General features: G+C 65.5%; 22 protein-coding genes. 16 read left to right on the top strand and 6 right to left on the bottom strand.

Going from position 1 to position 15,504, the window contains the following annotated elements:
* Positions 1-170: 170 nt before the first annotated feature.
* Positions 171-587, top strand: a complete 417-nt coding sequence (locus tag BSY18_RS03015; protein ID WP_069049608.1) for a DUF3617 domain-containing protein — start codon at positions 171-173, stop codon at positions 585-587.
* A gap of 183 nt (positions 588-770) precedes the next feature.
* Positions 771-1,454, top strand: coding sequence for a 7-cyano-7-deazaguanine synthase QueC (gene queC / locus BSY18_RS03010; RefSeq protein WP_431521357.1), 684 nt, complete (start codon positions 771-773; stop codon positions 1,452-1,454).
* A 114-nt stretch (positions 1,455-1,568) separates the two neighbouring features.
* On the opposite strand, the gene BSY18_RS03005 is transcribed toward queC, so the two are convergent.
* Together BSY18_RS03005 and lipB are read right to left on the bottom strand one after the other, a co-directional pair.
* Positions 1,569-1,901, bottom strand: a complete 333-nt coding sequence (locus BSY18_RS03005) for a hypothetical protein (RefSeq protein ID WP_150126192.1) — start codon at positions 1,899-1,901, stop codon at positions 1,569-1,571.
* The gene (gene lipB / locus BSY18_RS03000) at positions 1,898-2,602 is read right to left on the bottom strand and encodes a lipoyl(octanoyl) transferase LipB (RefSeq protein WP_069049606.1); all 705 of its coding nucleotides are present in this window, start codon (positions 2,600-2,602) and stop codon (positions 1,898-1,900) included. Before lipB ends, BSY18_RS03005 begins: the two co-directional genes overlap by 4 nt.
* 109 nt (positions 2,603-2,711) lie before the next feature.
* Here lipB and BSY18_RS02995 point away from each other — a divergent pair, with 109 nt between their 5' ends.
* Positions 2,712-3,473 carry a glycerophosphoryl diester phosphodiesterase membrane domain-containing protein gene (locus tag BSY18_RS02995; RefSeq protein ID WP_069049605.1) on the top strand — a complete coding sequence of 254 codons (762 nt, stop codon included), beginning with the start codon at positions 2,712-2,714 and terminating at the stop codon, positions 3,471-3,473.
* Here BSY18_RS02995 and BSY18_RS02990 read toward each other — a convergent pair.
* A complete protein-coding gene (locus BSY18_RS02990) occupies positions 3,470-4,057 on the bottom strand; it encodes a GNAT family N-acetyltransferase (RefSeq protein ID WP_069049604.1) in 588 nt (195 codons plus the stop codon). The genes BSY18_RS02995 and BSY18_RS02990 overlap by 4 nt on opposite strands.
* A 67-nt stretch (positions 4,058-4,124) precedes the next feature.
* Between BSY18_RS02990 and BSY18_RS02985 the strand changes: the two genes are divergently transcribed.
* Both BSY18_RS02985 and BSY18_RS02980 read left to right on the top strand, forming a co-directional pair.
* Positions 4,125-4,406: a BrnT family toxin gene (locus BSY18_RS02985; RefSeq protein WP_069049603.1), complete on the top strand. Its 282-nt coding sequence runs from the start codon at positions 4,125-4,127 to the stop codon at positions 4,404-4,406.
* Positions 4,366-4,656 (top strand): helix-turn-helix domain-containing protein, encoded by a 291-nt coding sequence (locus BSY18_RS02980; protein WP_150126191.1) that lies wholly within the window; start codon positions 4,366-4,368, stop codon positions 4,654-4,656. Before BSY18_RS02985 ends, BSY18_RS02980 begins: the two co-directional genes overlap by 41 nt.
* On the opposite strand, the gene BSY18_RS02975 is transcribed toward BSY18_RS02980, so the two are convergent.
* From BSY18_RS02975 to BSY18_RS02965, 3 genes are all read right to left on the bottom strand, one after another.
* Entirely contained in the window at positions 4,657-5,352 is a 696-nt protein-coding gene (locus BSY18_RS02975) for a hypothetical protein (protein WP_069049601.1), read from the bottom strand.
* A gap of 69 nt (positions 5,353-5,421) precedes the next feature.
* A complete protein-coding gene (locus BSY18_RS02970; protein ID WP_054136075.1) occupies positions 5,422-5,820 on the bottom strand; it encodes a bactofilin family protein in 399 nt (132 codons plus the stop codon).
* A 28-nt stretch (positions 5,821-5,848) separates the two neighbouring features.
* On the bottom strand, positions 5,849-7,033 hold the full coding sequence (locus BSY18_RS02965) for a M23 family metallopeptidase (RefSeq protein WP_335617678.1): 1,185 nt from the start codon (positions 7,031-7,033) through the stop codon (positions 5,849-5,851).
* A gap of 258 nt (positions 7,034-7,291) precedes the next feature.
* Here BSY18_RS02965 and BSY18_RS02960 point away from each other — a divergent pair, with 258 nt between their 5' ends.
* The 11 genes from BSY18_RS02960 (at position 7,292) to BSY18_RS02910 (ending at position 15,489) form a co-directional block, all read left to right on the top strand.
* Positions 7,292-8,572: a glutamate-5-semialdehyde dehydrogenase gene (locus BSY18_RS02960; RefSeq protein WP_069049599.1), complete on the top strand. Its 1,281-nt coding sequence runs from the start codon at positions 7,292-7,294 to the stop codon at positions 8,570-8,572.
* A 43-nt stretch (positions 8,573-8,615) separates the two neighbouring features.
* Positions 8,616-8,906, top strand: a complete 291-nt coding sequence (locus BSY18_RS02955; protein WP_069049598.1) for a CopG family ribbon-helix-helix protein — start codon at positions 8,616-8,618, stop codon at positions 8,904-8,906.
* Positions 8,906-9,190 carry a type II toxin-antitoxin system RelE/ParE family toxin gene (locus BSY18_RS02950; protein WP_054136072.1) on the top strand — a complete coding sequence of 95 codons (285 nt, stop codon included), beginning with the start codon at positions 8,906-8,908 and terminating at the stop codon, positions 9,188-9,190. The genes BSY18_RS02955 and BSY18_RS02950 overlap by 1 nt, the downstream gene beginning before the upstream one ends.
* Complete coding sequence (locus BSY18_RS02945) at positions 9,187-9,831, top strand: nicotinate-nucleotide adenylyltransferase (protein WP_054136071.1); 645 nt, start codon at positions 9,187-9,189, stop codon at positions 9,829-9,831. Before BSY18_RS02950 ends, BSY18_RS02945 begins: the two co-directional genes overlap by 4 nt.
* A 256-nt stretch (positions 9,832-10,087) precedes the next feature.
* Positions 10,088-10,402 (top strand): ribosome silencing factor, encoded by a 315-nt coding sequence (gene rsfS / locus BSY18_RS02940; RefSeq protein ID WP_150126357.1) that lies wholly within the window; start codon positions 10,088-10,090, stop codon positions 10,400-10,402.
* Positions 10,403-10,451: 49 nt separating this feature from the next.
* The gene (locus BSY18_RS02935; protein ID WP_069049597.1) at positions 10,452-10,874 is read left to right on the top strand and encodes a 23S rRNA (pseudouridine(1915)-N(3))-methyltransferase RlmH; all 423 of its coding nucleotides are present in this window, start codon (positions 10,452-10,454) and stop codon (positions 10,872-10,874) included.
* 6 nt (positions 10,875-10,880) lie between these two features.
* On the top strand, positions 10,881-12,089 hold the full coding sequence (locus tag BSY18_RS02930; RefSeq protein WP_069049596.1) for a murein hydrolase activator EnvC family protein: 1,209 nt from the start codon (positions 10,881-10,883) through the stop codon (positions 12,087-12,089).
* A 243-nt stretch (positions 12,090-12,332) separates the two neighbouring features.
* Entirely contained in the window at positions 12,333-13,706 is a 1,374-nt protein-coding gene (locus BSY18_RS02925; protein WP_069051658.1) for a S41 family peptidase, read from the top strand.
* Positions 13,707-13,763: 57 nt separating this feature from the next.
* Positions 13,764-14,270, top strand: coding sequence for a disulfide bond formation protein B (locus BSY18_RS02920; RefSeq protein WP_054136067.1), 507 nt, complete (start codon positions 13,764-13,766; stop codon positions 14,268-14,270).
* Positions 14,267-14,815 carry a demethoxyubiquinone hydroxylase family protein gene (locus tag BSY18_RS02915; RefSeq protein ID WP_069049595.1) on the top strand — a complete coding sequence of 183 codons (549 nt, stop codon included), beginning with the start codon at positions 14,267-14,269 and terminating at the stop codon, positions 14,813-14,815. Before BSY18_RS02920 ends, BSY18_RS02915 begins: the two co-directional genes overlap by 4 nt.
* An 80-nt stretch (positions 14,816-14,895) precedes the next feature.
* Positions 14,896-15,489: a hypothetical protein gene (locus tag BSY18_RS02910; RefSeq protein ID WP_054136065.1), complete on the top strand. Its 594-nt coding sequence runs from the start codon at positions 14,896-14,898 to the stop codon at positions 15,487-15,489.
* Positions 15,490-15,504: the final 15 nt, after the last annotated feature.

The raw sequence follows: 15,504 nt of genomic DNA, 5'->3' as shown, positions 1-15,504 counted from the left end.
GTTTTCATCCAAGACGGGGCCGCAAACCTGCCATAATTGTCGGCTGATTTGGCCATCATTCGCCTGTAAGCCCTCCAGATTGCCTGGGGCAAGAAACCTGTATCGGGTCGCACTCACTTGACTGTTCCTGCCGCCTTGGGGTGCGGGGACCAACGATAGGGTTACACCAGATGACGATGCTTCACCTTCGCTGGAAATGGATGGCCGTTGCCGCTGCTGCGGCGGGGCTTGCCTGCGTTCCTGCCCCCGCTCAGGGCCCCGAACTCGCCATGCTCAACAAGGTCCAGCCGGGATTGTGGAATTTGAAGGAACGCGGCAGCGCGCAGAGCGCCGACAAGATCTGCATCCGCGACCCTCGCAAGCTGCTCCAGCTGCGCCACAAGGACGTCCAGTGCAGTCGCTTCGTTGTTTCGGACGAGCCCGACGAAGTGACCGTCACCTATCGCTGTGCCAGCGGCGGGTCGGGTCGCACCACGATCAAATATGAAGGCCGCGGGCTGATCCAGATCGATTCGCAAGGCATCGCACAGAACTCGCCCTTCGCCATGACGATGGAAGGCCGCTACGCGGGCGCTTGCGGCGGCTGAACCCCTGCGCGGGCTGAGACCTGCACGTTTTCTTAACCACATCGGGTGTAGAGCAGCCGGGTGCCGGACTCGGTACGCTTTCCTCCATTCAGGTCTTAACGACCTCACTGGGCCGCCGGACACGTCCGCGCGGCCCGATTTTTTGGTTTGCCCGAGATGGCGCGGCGCAATATGCGCAAAGCCATGACCCAGCCTCAGAAAACCGCCGTTGTCCTGCTCTCGGGAGGGCTCGATTCCATGGTCTCTGCCGCGCGCGCGATCGAGCAAGGCTTTGCCGTTGCCGCGCTGACCATCGACTACAACCAGCGCCACCGGGTCGAGATCGAGGCGGCGCGCAAGATCGCCGCGCATATCGGCGCGGTGCGGCACATCGTGCTGCCGCTTGACCTGCGCCAGTTCGGTGGATCGGCGCTGACCGACGATATCGACGTACCCAAGACCGGGGTCGGCGAAGATATCCCGGTGACCTATGTGCCCGCGCGCAACCTCATCTTCCTGTCGCTCACGCTGGGCTGGGCCGAGGCGCTGGGCGCGCGCGACATCTTCATCGGGGTCAACGCGCTCGATTATTCGGGCTATCCCGATTGCCGCCCCGAATTCATCCAGGGCTTCGAGCGGCTGGCCGACCTCGCCACCAAGGCGGGCGACCAGGGCGAGCCGTTCACCATCCACGCGCCGCTGCAGTTCCTCGGCAAGGCCGAGATCGCCGCCGAGGCCGCGCGGCTGGGGCTCGATCCGGGTATGAGCTGGTCATGTTATGACCCGACGCCCGAGGGCAAGGCATGCGGCCTGTGCGACAGCTGCCGCCTGCGCAAGGCGGGCTTCGCCGATGCCGGGCTGGTCGATCCGACAGTGTACGCGGCCTAGATCAAACCAGTCCCAGTTTCGTCATTCCCGCGAACGCGGGAATCCCGCTCTTGTCGAAACACCGGCGCAAAAGTGGGACTCCCGCGTTCGCGGGGGTGACGGCTCAAGTGGAAATTACTCCGCGATCGACCCTTCGAGCGCGGGCTCTGCCGGAGCGGGCGCGGGCGCGGGGGCGGCCTGCGGGGCATAGCTCGACAGCGCGCGCTCGGGAGCGGTGGGCGCAGCCTCGCCGGTCACGCCCGGCACCGGCGGTAGATCGGCGGGGTCGGCGAGCGGCGCATCATTGGGCAGCAGTTCCAGATCGGGCAGCTCGTCGCTGATCGTGCCTTCGGGCGCGCTGCCTTGCGCGACCGCTGTGCTGTCTGCAGCCTTTTCCTGGCATCCGCCGAGCGCGAGCCCCGCTGCTGCCAGCGACAGTCCCAGAAAGATCGGCTTCACCATCATCATGTCTCCTGTACCGCAGCTGCTTGGCACGTCCCGCCCAGGCCTGCAAGAAAGCGCGGGGCCTGCGCTGCGAGCGCGGCGTCGAGATCGGCCATGGTGGCAGCGATGCCGAGATCCGCGAGGCTGGTCACCGGATATTCGGCAATGCCGCACGGCACGATGCCGCCGAAATGCGTCAGGTCCGGGTTCACGTTGACCGCAAAGCCGTGCATCGTCACCCAGCGCCGCACCCGCACGCCGATCGCGCCGATCTTGGCTTCCTGCCCATTGAGCGTGTCGGTCCAGATACCGATCCGTCCCTCGGCGCGGCGCGCAGACACGCCCAGATCGCCCAGCGAGGCGATCACCCAGTCTTCGAGCGCATGGACAAAGCAGCGCACATCCCTGCCCCGCTGGCGCAGATCAAGCAGCACATAGCCCACCCGCTGGCCGGGGCCATGATAGGTATACCTCCCGCCGCGCCCGGTATCATAGACCGGGAACTGCTGGCTGAGCAGCTCGGCGGGATCGGCGCTGGTGCCGCCGGTGTAGAGCGGCGGATGCTCGACCAGCCAGATCAGCTCTTCCGCCTCGCCCGCCTCTATGGCGCGGTTGCGCTCCTCCATCGCGGCCAGCGCCTGAGGATAGGGGAGCAGGCCCGGTTCGATCCGCCATTCGGGGATTGCCGCCTCGCCTGTCTGTGCCGTTGCTTTGGTCGATGCCATACTGCCCTTGCCTTCCAGCCCGGAGCCCGGCGCCAAATGCCTTGCGCGCTGTGCCCGTGCCGTTTAGCGCAGGCCTTTAATCGCTTTAGGCAGTGAGGCCAATCCCGCCATGACCCGCAAGCTCGATCTTTCCGCCTGCTGGAACGACGTGATGCACCTGTTTCGCGCCAATCGCGAACTGCTGCTGAGCGTGGCCGGGGTGTTTATCCTGTTGCCGGGGCTCGCCTTTGCCATGTTCTCGCCCCCGCCGGTCAGCGCCCCCGACGCGACGCTCGAGACGATCTACCAGGGGATGCAGCAGTTCTACACCGACAATATCTTCTGGATCATCCTGATCGGCCTTGCCAACGGCTTTGCCAGCGTGGTGATGCTGGTGCTGATCCTCGACCGCGGGCAGCCTTCGGTAGGTGAGGCCATGCGCCGCGGGCTGTCCATCCTGCTGCCCTATTATGCGATGGGGATTTTGAGCGGGGTGATGGTGTTCTTCGGCTCGCTGGCCTTTGTGCTGCCGGGCATCTACATCTTCATCAAGCTGCTGGTAGCAGGCCCGGCGATGGTGGCCGAGCGCAACTACAAGATCACCGCGGCGCTGCGCCGTTCCTGGGCACTGACCAAGGGCAACAGCGGCCGCGTGCTGGTGTTCGTGCTGGTCGTCGCGGTCACCGCCTTCTTCGTCTATCTGACCTCCGTGACCGTGATCGGCCTCGTCATCCGGCTGGGCGTCGGGGGCGACATGGCCGAAACGCTGACCACGCTGGTCGATGCGGTGCTCAGCATGTTCCTGAGCGTGCTGATGGTGTGCGTCTATGCAGCGCTCTATCGGCAGTTGGCCGGCCCCGCGGCCGAGGACGTCGCCGAAAGCTTCAGCTAAATCAGAGGGACGTGCGGCGCAGCCTCGCGCGGGATCAACCCGGTGAGGCGCGGGTCGCCCATGACCTCGATCTCGCGCGCGATCGGCACAAACCCTTGGGCGATGTAGAAACCCGGTGCGCGCGGATCATCCAGCGTGCAAGTGTGCACCCACACCCGCTCGACCCCAGTTCGCCAGGCCAGCGTCAGCGCCTGCGCCATCAGCCAGCCGCCGAACCCCTGGCCGGTCAGCTGCGGGATCAGCCCGAAAAAGGCGATCTCACAGGCCCCGGATTGGCGAAAATCGAGTTCGAGCAGCCCCACCTCGATGCCCTGAGGGTCGAGCACCGCGAAGATCTCGACTGCCGGGTGATGAACGATCGCGGTCAGCGCGTCGTCCGAAAGCAGCAGCCGCGAGAACCACAGCCACGGCTCGCCCACCCTGCGATAGAGCATGCGGTACTTGTCCGCTGATGGCGCCTGCCAACGCTTGAGCCGCAGCGGGACCGGCTTGAGCGGCCGTGGGCGCGGGCGGGCGCGCATCTCAAAATGCGTGACGATAGTGGCAAGCTTGCCGGGCGCGACGGGGGTGAAGTGCGATGTCATGCCCCTGCTCTAGCCAGAGACGCCCTGCCTTGCCATCCCTGTGTGATTCACATATCATAAGCGACCGATGGACATCGCATTCGATCCCGCCAAGGACGAGGTCAACCGGTTCAAGCACGGTGTACCCCTCGCGTTCGGCAAACGGGTTTTCGATGATGCGCAACTCGTTCTTCTGCCGACGATCCGCTTGGGGGATGAGGAAGAGCGATTCAAGGCCATCGGCCTGGTCAGCGGCAAACTGTGGACCGTCATTCACGTTTGGCGGGGCGACACATGCCGCCTGATATCGGTAAGAAGGAGCAATTCTGGTGAACAAAGAGACTATGATCGCTATTCCGGCAGACCCTAACGATCCGGAAGATCGGGACGTAAGCGTTGCCGGACTGGAACGGGGGCTGATGGGTCGCCGGATCCGCATGCTGCGCAATCGGCTGGGCATGAGCCAGGACGAGTTTGCTCGCGCCTATGGCATTCCGCTCGCCAATATCCGCCAGTACGAGATCGGACGGCACATGCCGCCGCCCGCGGTGCGCGCCTATCTCAAGGTCATTGCCGCGGAACCCGAACTGGCAGCCAAGGCGATCGCCGACGCGGCCTGATCAGCGAAAGACGCAGTTCACGCCCGACCACAGGTTGGTCACCTTGGCCTTGGGTCCGGGGCCATCCAATATGCCCGAAAGCCCGGCGGCGTTGAACTCGGTGCCCAGCGTCGTCTGTTCGATCGTCGCATCATAGACATCGAGCAACTGCGCGCGGCTCGACCCAATGCCGATGCCGCTGATCGTGGTGAGCTTGGGCGCAGGCTGGCCCGTTGCGGGCTTGGTAGGCTTGGCGGGAACCGCAGCGCCAGCCTCATCGAGCGCCCAGCCGGCGAACAGCCCATCGAGCGAATACAGCGTCAGCCCGTCATCCCAACTCAAATAACTCAGCGGGCCTGCACCACATTCTTCGTTGCGACCCGCCTTGGCCGGACCCTTGAGCTTCTCTGCAACCAGCTTCAGCTGCGCCTGATCGACTCCGAACGCCAGCGGCCGTGTCGCGCCGCTTTTGGGATCGACCAACCGCAGCCCCTCGCCATCTAGGCTGATCACCGGCGGGTGACCCGATGCTGCCGGATTGCTCTCTGCCCCGCCCTCGCCCGGAAGCGCGATCGCCGGATGTCCCGGTGGCAGGTCGATGCCCTGATGCGGATCCTGCGCAGCCGCGGCCCGTTTCTCCGGCTCGGCCTGGCAAGCGGCAAGCAGGGTCGCGGCCAGCAAGGGCAGCGCGGCGAGGATCGGGCGGGTTGGTGTCATGCCCGCATGATTAAGCGGGCTCAGCGCTCACGCAAAGCGGCATTTTGCAGCGGCGATGCTTTGGCGGCGTCAGTTCGACAGCAAAAGCGCCGGGCGGTCCTCGCCCGAAGCGGGGTTGGCGAGCGTGGACGCTGCGGAATGGGCGACCTTGCTCTTGTGACGGAACTGCCCATCGACATGACCACCCTGCTCGATGGTGATCGTCTCGTAGCTGACGTCACCAGTCACCTGCGCGCTGGCGGTGATCACCAGATCGCGGGCATCGACCGATCCGGTCACATTGCCTGCGAGTCGCGCGGTCTCCGCAGTGATCGCGCCGTGGATGCTGCTCGATTCGCCCTGCACCAGCGAGGCACAGCTGATATCGCCTTCCACCCGGCCATCGATGTGCAGATCGACCTTCGCCGAGATGTTGCCGGTGATCACCACATCGGAGCCGATCACGGAGAAAGTGGAATTACCGACCATGCTGGATCCTGACCTGGCTGAGCGGGCGTTAGCGGGTGGCGTCGTCGGTCCGCTGTTCGGCGACGGCTTGGATCTTGAGAACATCTCGGTTGGCCTCCAGAAACGGGCGGGGGTTCATGGCACGGTCGTTGTGGCGCACTTCAAAGTGCAGATGCGTGCCGGTGGACCGGCCGGTGCTTCCCATGCCGCCCAGGCGTTCACCCTTGTCGACCTTCTGCCCGATGCGGACGCCGATCGAGGACAGGTGGGCATAGCGGGTCACGAGGCCGTTGCCGTGCGACACTTCGACGCAATTGCCATAGCCGTTCTTCACGCCCGCGAAAACGATCTTGCCCTGGGCCGCTGCGAGGATGGACGAGCCGTGCGCGCCCTTGAAATCGATGCCGCTATGGAGCGCTGCCGCGCCGGTGAACGGATCGCGGCGATAGCCGAAGCCGCTGGTGATGGCCGGAGCCAGAGCCGGCGCGCCCGAAGGGATGGCGACAAGGCCCCGCTCGAGCGCGTCCATGCGCGCCAGCGTCTGGCCCAATGTCGTGAAGCGACGGTCGAGCCGAAGCGCGCCCGAGCTCTTCAGCGGAATGAACGGACCACCCTGGGCGGACGCGCTGGCGCGTGCGACGCTGTCCGGATTGAGGCCGAATTTGCGAATGGCCTGTTCGGCGGCGCTGGCGCGCACTGCCGCGGCCTTGGTCAGTTGCTCGACAAAGGCGATCTGGCGGGCTTCCATGCGGGCAAGCCCTGCTGCCTCGGGAACCATGGCGCTGATCTTCTTGGCCGTCTTGGCCGCCTCGTCGCTGCTGCCCTTGGTGGCATCACCCACCACGGTGGTGGCATCCTCGCTGGCGGCCTGCTCGCCGATATAGCTGGTGACGATGTCTTCGAGAAATGCCTGGCGCTTCTCCAGGTCGGCGGCGACTTCGTTGACCGAGGAGCGATAGGCGGCAACGCGGCTGGCGGAGCTTTCGACCTGCGCCTGCTTGGCCACCAGCGCCAGCCGCTCCGCGCTGATGCTGTACTGGCTGACCAGCATGGCAAGCGTGACCAACAGCCACAGCAGCAGCGCAGCAGCAATCGCGCCCGCAACCGCCATCTGCAGCCGCGCCGAAACCTTCACGAATTTGATCTGCCCCTGCGACCGCATGAAAAATTCGCGATCAGGGAACCATTGCGCAAGCGTATCGGTAACACGCTTGCGCACCATTGAAATGCGCACGACCCGTTCGACCCTAAAATTAACCCCGAAGCGCGGCTAGCAAAGCGAATCGGGGTTGGCGAATCGACTCCCTCGTGATTGCCACGAGTCGGACGAGTCGTGCGATGAACCGCATTTCGAAGTGAATTTTTCGCAATTGAAGCGACATTCAAGCTGTCAAAACCTCCGTGCAATCGGTTGCGAGTCGTTTTTTTCCTATCCAGCGGGGTTGCCGAGTCGCGGCTTGGAACCACTGCCTTGCGCTGTTACAGGCGGGGTATGTTGACCGCCGCCCCCTCCACGCCCGAACTGACTGCTGTCCAGATCATCGATCGCTGCTGTGAGGACGCGCGCCAGGCATCGACCAGCCTCAAGCAGATGAGCAACACGGCCAAGGCCGAAGCCCTGCGCGCCGCGGCCAAGGCCTTGCGCGCCGACACGGCGGAGATCCTTGCAGCCAATGCCCGCGACTGCGAGGCCGGAGCTGCACGCGGGCTTACCCCTGCCCTGCTGGACCGGCTGCGGCTGGACCCGGCACGGCTTGCCGCGATCGCCGACAGCGTCGATGCCGTCGCTGCACTGCCCGATCCGGTGGGTGAGGAAATCGACCGGCGCACCGCGCCTGCGGGCATGACATTGCGCCGGGTGCGCGTGCCGATCGGGGTGATCGGGATCATCTATGAAAGCCGCCCCAACGTCACCATCGACGCCGCTGCCTTGTGCGTGCGGTCGGGCAATGCGGTGATCCTTCGCGGCGGCAGCGAGGCGATGCACAGCAACCGCGCGCTACACGCCAGCTTTGTGCGCGGGCTCAACGGCGCAGGGATCGGCGCATCGGCGGTGCAACTGGTGCCGACCCAGGATCGCGATGCCGTCGGTGCGATGCTCGCGGCCAGCGGCGGAATCGACCTGATCATCCCGCGCGGCGGCAAGTCGCTGGTCGCGCGCGTTCAGGCCGATGCGCGCGTTCCCGTGCTCGCGCATCTCGACGGCATCTGCCACAGCTTCGTCCATGCGGCCGCCGACCCTGATATGGCCAAGGCGATCGTCGTGAATGCCAAGCTGCGTCGCACCGGAATTTGCGGGGCGATGGAAACGCTGCTGATCGACCGGGACTATCCCGATTCTGCGTCCTTGCTCGCCGCGCTGGCCGATGGCGGTTGCGAGGTACGCGGCGACGATATGGTGCTTGAGCTCGAACCACGTGCAGTCTCGGCGAGCGACGAGGACTGGGGAACCGAATATCTCGACGCGATCGTCTCTGCGGCGTTCGTCGACGGGCTCGATGGCGCGCTCGCCCATATCGCGCGGCACAGCTCGGGCCACACCGATGCGATCATCACCAGTGATGCTTCCGCCGCCGCGCGGTTCCAGGCCGAAGTCGACAGCGCCATCGTGATGGTCAACGCCTCGAGCCAGTTCGCCGATGGCGGAGAATTCGGGCTGGGCGCGGAGATCGGAATCGCCACCGGGCGGCTGCACGCACGCGGACCGGTCGCGCTGGAGGGGCTGACGACATACAAATGGCTGGTCGAAGGAACGGGTCAGGTTCGCGCCTGATCGCCGGTTGCCGCCAACGCGTATACATTGTATACATGCGCCCATGAGCAAGTCCCAGGTCATCACCGCCCGCATCGATCCCGAAGTCATGGCGCTCGTCGATCGCCTCGCCGCCGCGCAAGGCCGCAGCCGTAGCTGGCTCGCCGCCCGCGCGATCGAAAAGATGGCCCGCGCCGAAACCGCGTTCCTGGATTTCGTCAAGGAAGGCGAGGATGCGATCGGGCGCGGCGACTATCTGACCCAGGAGCAGATGGAGGAGTGGATCACCGAGATGAAGGTGGGCGCCAGAGCGAAGATCGCTGCCCAGAAGCATGAGCGAGATGAAGCAGCCTGATGCAAGTAAAGTGGTCGCTGCCAGCGCAGGCTGACTTTCTCAAATTTTACGAGAGCGCTCTTGAGCAAGACCCGACCTACGCTCTCAATATCGTCGAGGCGCTTGAGGCAGCGATTTCCCGATTGCTTGAATTCCCGCGGCTGGGATCTCCTGTCGGAGCGTCGGGTCATCGCAAATGGCGAATGAAGAAGGCCCCGTTTTTGATGATCTATGCTGTCGAGGACGATGGATTGCACATCCTGCGCGTCTATCACGAGCGCCAGGACTGGGGTCTGCCTGAATGAACAACCGTCCCGTTCGCACCGGCCTGCTCGGCGGATCGTTCAACCCGGCGCATCGCGGACACCGCGCGATCAGCCTGTTCGCGATGGAAGCCTTGGGGCTCGACGAGATCTGGTGGATGGTCAGCCCCGGCAACCCGCTTAAGGCCGGCGCATCCGACATGGCCAGCCTCAAGGCGCGGCTCGCGTCTGCGCGCAAGATGAGCCGCCGCAGCCGCATCCGCGCCACCGCGATCGAATCGCAACTGGGCACGCGCTACACCGTCGATACGCTTTCAAAACTGCGCAAACGGCATCCCAGGCGCGAGTTCATCTGGATCATGGGCGCGGACAATCTGGCCAATTTCCACCGATGGCACCGGTGGCGCGACATAGCGCGGCAAATGCCGATTGCAGTCATCGCCCGGCCCGGATATGATGGAGGTGCCATTACGGCCCCCGCAATGGCCTGGTTCGGGCATCGTGTCCGGCCCCGGGACCAGGCAAGTGACTGGACACGATGGAGTATGCCGGCGCTCGTGCAGCTGCGCTTTCGTCCTGATCCGCGATCTGCCACTGCCTTGCGCAGGGGTGATCCCGACTGGTCCCTGGATTACGCCGATGCAATCGTGCGCGATGCAGTGACCCGGCAGGTCCTAGCGTGACGGCCCCAGCCGGACCTTCATCCATCCCTTGCCGGGATATGTTTTCAACCCCTCACCCTGTGCCTTTCTCGCGGTCGCCGTTCCGGCGCCGGACCCATGATCAAGCGTATTTTCGCAAGGAGTTCCATTGACCAATCTTTCTCCCACCCCGACCGGCACCGCCCAGCCCGGTACCGCCCAGACCGGCGCGGTTCGCCCGTCCCACCGGACCGCGGAAACGCAGCTGGCCGAAGCCACCGAACTGCATGCGCTGGTGATGCAGTCGCTCGACGACGATCAGGCGCAGGAAGTGGTCTCGATCCCGCTCGCCGGCAAAAGCAACATCGCCGATTTCATGGTCATCGCCTCGGGTCGCTCGACCCGCCAGGTCGCGTCGATGGCGCAGAAGCTCGCCGAGAAGATCAAGCAGTCCGGCGGCACCGCGCGGATCGAGGGGCTGACCAATGCCGATTGGGTGCTGATCGATGCCGGCGATGTCATCGTCCATCTGTTCCGCCCGGAAGTGCGCACCTTCTACAATCTGGAACGCATGTGGGCTTTTGGCGACGCGCCGGAAACGCCCAACGCCTGATCCGTACACGCGGATCCAGCACTGACCCGTCCAGGCAGGATGATCGTCTATGCGCCTGCACATCATCGCGCGCGGCAAGATCGGCCGGTCGCCCGAGGCCGAGCTGGTGCAGCGCTATGTCAAGCGCATCCAGTGGCCGCTGGCGATCACCGAGCTGCCTGACCGCGGCGGCACGGTACCGCCGCCGGTGCAGGGCAGCCGCACCGTGATGCTCGATGAACTCGGAAAGCAGATGACGTCGATCGACATCGCTCAGGCGCTCGGACGCTGGCGTGATGACGGCGTGCGCGAAACCCGCTTCCTGATCGGCGCGGCGGATGGCTTTGACGATGCCGAGCGCGAAGGCGCCGACCTGCTGATCGCGTTCGGCAAGGCGACCTGGCCGCACCTGATGGCGCGCGCGATGCTTGCCGAGCAGCTCTACCGCGCCACAAGCATCCTGGCCGGCCATCCCTATCATCGCGAGGGCTGAGCGGTCGTGCGGCGCCCCCTTGCCCTGTTGCTGGTGGCAGGCGCGCTGATCGTCGCTGCGCTGCCGGGAAGCGCTGCCCCCGTCCAGCGCGGGGTCGATCTGCTGGAGCAGGAACGCGCCGCACTCGCCCGCTCGCTCGCCGACGCCAGGGCCGCCGCGCGCCGCAGCCGCCAGCTCGAACAGCAGGCCGAGGCCGCCACCGAAGCAGCCGACAAGGCGCGGCGCGATGCGCGCGCGCTGGCATCGCGGGTGCAGGAGGCCGAGGCCGAGATCGCTGCGGCCGAGGCGCGGGTGAAGATCATCGCCACGCTGCAACGCGCGCAAAGGGCGCGGCTGGCCAGCCGCCAGCAGCCGCTGGTAAGGCTCACTGCGGCGCTGCAATCGCTGGCCCGCCGCCCCACCATGCTCGCGCTGGTCCAGCCCGGATCGATCGACGACATGGTCCGCGTGCGTGCGGTGCTGGCCACCACCCTACCCCAAGTCGAGGCACAGACCGCGCTGCTGCGCAAGGACATCGCCCGCTCCGCCGATCTGGCCGCACAGGCCAGGCGCGCCACCCGGCTTCAGCGCGATGGTCGCAGGGAGCTGGCCAACCGGCGCGCCGCGCTGGCGCGGCTCGAGGCCCGGTCGCGCGCGCAGTCGCGCCAGCTCGCCAGCACATCGGCGCTGGAGGAAGAGCGGGCGCTGGGGCTCGGCGAACGCGCACGGGATCTTGATGCGCTCGTCGGCGATATCGAGGCGAGCGGGTCGTTGCGCGCGCAGCTGGCGGCGCTGGACGGCCCGGTGCTGCGCCCGCCCCGACCGCAACAGTCGCAGGTCGTCGAAAACGCGCCCGTCGCGACCCGCAGCGCCCGCCCCGCCTATCGCCTGCCGGTGATGGGAGCGATCGTCTCTGGCTTTGGCGAGGTCGCGACCACCGGGGTTCGTTCGCGCGGGCTCACCGTCGCCGCGCGCCCCGGGGCGCAGCTGATCGCGCCCGCCGATGGCCGGATCGGGTTTGCCGGTCGCTATCGCGGGTTCGGGCGCATCGTCATCATCGAGCATGTCGGCGGCTGGACCAGCCTGATCACCGGAATGGACAGTACCGCGCTCAAGGTGGGTGAACGCGTCGCGCAGGGCGATCCGATCGGCCGCGCGGGCGACAACCGTCCCCGGATCACGGTCGAGCTGCGCCGCAATGGTCGCCCGATCGACATTGCCGCGCTGATCAGCTGAGAGCCTGCCATTCACCTGCCAGAAAGGTGCCGACGTTAGCGTAGACCGCTGGTCGAAGCGGATCGGTTCTTGATGGCAAAGCATCTGGCATTTTGCTGCGCAGACGCCTAGATTATATCCACCGCGTTTTGGGGAATGCGTGACGATCATTGCCTGGGGAGTGCTCTGGCCATCCGCGATGGCCGGGCCATCGCGACCCGGGCCGAAGTCCAGACCGGTTCAACAACAAGGTTGCGTTTGATGATGAAGTCCCGCCTCGCCCGAGTTTCCGCAATTGCCCTGGCCGTCGCGCTGGTGCCCGTGGCGACATCGGCCATTTCGCAAGTCGAATCCGATACCCAGGCGGAGATTTCGCGCTTCGTCGATATCTTCGAGCGGGTGAAGACCGATTATGTCGAGCCGGTGGACGACGACAAATTGGTGCGCGGCGCGATCGACGGCATGCTCGCCAGTCTCGATCCGCACAGCAGCTATCTCGATGCCCGCGATTTCGCCAATCTGCGCACCCAGACCGAAGGCATGTACGGTGGCCTGGGTCTGTCGGTGACGATGCAGGACGGCGCGGTCAAAGTGATCGCCCCCACCCGCGAGACTCCTGCCGACAAGGCCGGGATCAAGGCGGGCGACTATATCACCCATCTCGACGGCAAGCTGATCTATGGCGGTACGCTCGACGATGCGGTTGACCAGATGCGCGGCGAACCGGGCACCTCGATCAAGCTCACCATCGTGCGCGAAGGCCGTGACAAGCCGTTCGACGTCAGCGTCACCCGCGCGATCATCGACTTGAAGCCTGTCACCTGGGAGGTGAAGGACGATATCGGCATCATAACCATCGCCAGCTTCACCGCCAGCGTCGGTGCAGATGTCGAAGAGGCGGTGCAGGGCATCGAGGCAAAGCTGGGTCGCAAGCCCACCGGCTATGTGCTCGACATGCGTTCCAACCCCGGCGGGCTGCTCGACGAAGCCGTCGCGGTGTCGGATGCGTTCCTGCAGAAGGGCGAGATCGTCTCGCAGCGCGGCCGCCACAAGGGAGATATCGAACGCTATTATGCGCGTCCCGGCGACGTCATCAATGGCGCGCCGCTGATTGTTCTGGTCGATTCGGGCTCCGCCTCAGCTTCCGAAATCGTCGCAGGCGCGCTGCAGGACCATCGCCGCGCATTGGTGATGGGCGAGCGCAGCTTCGGCAAGGGATCGGTGCAGACGCTGCTGCCGCTGTCGCGCACCACCGCGCTCAAGCTCACTACCGCACGCTATTTCACGCCCTCGGGCAATTCGGTGCAGGAAGGCGGGATCGAACCGGATATCGCGGTTCCGCAGCTGTCCGACCCGGATTACAAGACCCGGATGAAGCTGCGCGAATCCGATCTGCGCGGGCATCTGATCAATGAGATCGGGCTCGATGACAAGGATCTGGAGGTCGACAAGCTCGCCGATCCGCGTTTCACGATGACCACAGAGCAGCTCAAGGAAAAGGGCATCGAGGACTTCCAGCTCTATTACGCGCTGGCAACGCTGCAGCGCACCACGCTGGCGAGCGCGCGGCTGGCTGCAACCCGCGGCCTTCCTGCGCGTTCCACTGGTGCGGCCCGTCCGGTGACTCGCCGCAACTGAGCATCAGCGTTCAGGATGCTGCAGTTTTCCTTGCTTGTTTCGGGGGCCTGATCTGACATGACTTCGCGCGCGCCGCGTATCGCTGCCTGGCTGGCACTGCTAATCCCTGCATTCCTGCTCGGGGGGGCGCTGGTCAGCCAATATGTCTTCGGGCTTTACCCGTGCGAGATGTGCTACTGGCAGCGCTGGCCGCATTGGGCTGCGCTGGCGCTGGGCGGCATTGCGGTGCTCTCGGTGCGGCGCGTACAGGGCCTGGCCGTTGGCATGGCGGCGCTTGCCGCGATCGCCATCGCCACCAGCGGGCTGATCGGCGGATTTCACGCCGGAGTCGAATATGGCTGGTGGGAAGGCCTTACCAGCTGCGCCACCTCGGTGCCCGCAGGGGCCACCACCGACGACGTGCTCAACTCGATCATGGCAGCGCCTCTGGTACGCTGCGACGCGGCGCCCTGGTCGATGTTCGGCATCTCGCTCGCAGGCTATAATTTCCTCTTGTCGCTGGCCGGGGCGGCCGCCATCTATCTGCTGCTACGCCGCAAACAGCCGGGAACCATAGTCGCATGACCCACCAAAACGAGCCGCTCAACCCCGCCAGGCGCGAGATCGATCTTTCCGAGATGATCCGGGTCAACCAGGCCGGGGAATATGGCGCGACCCGCATCTATGCCGGCCAGCGCGCGGTGATGGGCGATACCGGGCCCGAGGCGCGTGCGATCGCCGGGATGGCTGAGCAGGAAGAGGTGCACCGCGCGTTCTTCGACCGGATGATGGCCGAGCGCGGGGTCCGCCCTACCGCATTGCAGCCGTTCTGGAATGTCGCAGGCTTCGGCCTCGGCGCGGTAACCGCTTTGATCGGTCCCAAGGCGGCGATGGCCTGCACCGTCGCGGTCGAGACCGAAATCGACCGGCATTATTCCGAGCAGCTGGACGAACTGGGTGACAGCGATCCCGAGCTCAGCGCGGCGATCGCGAAATTCCGCAACGAAGAGCTTGAGCACAAGGAGCGCGCGCTGGCCGAGGGCGCCGAACAGGCGGTGGGCTATCCCGTGATGAGCGCGGTGATCCGCATGGGCTGCCGCGCGGCAATCGCGCTTTCCAAGCGTATCTGATCTGGCCAAAGCGTCACGCCTCGTTCATGCACGGGCGGATACAGGCCGACACTGCTGATCTGATCTTGAGGAGACTGACGATGAAGACCGGAACCCTGGCAGCCCTGCTGCTTATTGGAACGGCCTTCGCCGCGCCGGCCTCCGCTCAGGATGCTGCTGGCGACAAGGTGGTCCAGAGAATCGTTTATGGCAGCGATGCCTGCGAGCCTTCGACCAACCCCAATGAGATCGTCGTGTGCATGCGGATGGACGAGCAGGAGCGCTATCGCATTCCCGAGAAGCTGCGCAGCGACCCCAATTCGATCGCCAACACCTCGTGGACCGAGCGGGTCCGCTCGATGGAAACGGTCGGCAACTTCGGCACCGACAGCTGCTCGCCGGTCGGCGCGGGCGGGTTCACCGGCTGCAGCCAGCAGCTTGGCCTGGCCGCACGGCTCGAGAAGAAGACCAGCGAGGAAGTCGTTGCAGGCCGCCTGATCGAGGAAGAGCGCCAGCGCCGCCTGTCCAACATCGATGCTGATGCTGCCGCGGTCGAAGCGCGTGAAGATGAAATCGCCGCCGAACTGGATTCGCGCAAGGCCGAGCGCGAAGCGGCTGCCGCCGCGATGCGGGCGCAAGCCGATGGCCTTGAACCCGAGCGCAAGCCCGAGCCGGAAACCCCCTCGCCCGAATAAGCGCGTCCGCGCCCG

The organism is Blastomonas sp. RAC04, from assembly GCF_001713435.1.
Lineage (GTDB): Bacteria > Pseudomonadota > Alphaproteobacteria > Sphingomonadales > Sphingomonadaceae > Blastomonas > Blastomonas fulva.
The sequence above is the reverse complement of the archived record's forward strand: the minus strand, read 5'-3'. Positions and strand labels throughout refer to the sequence as shown.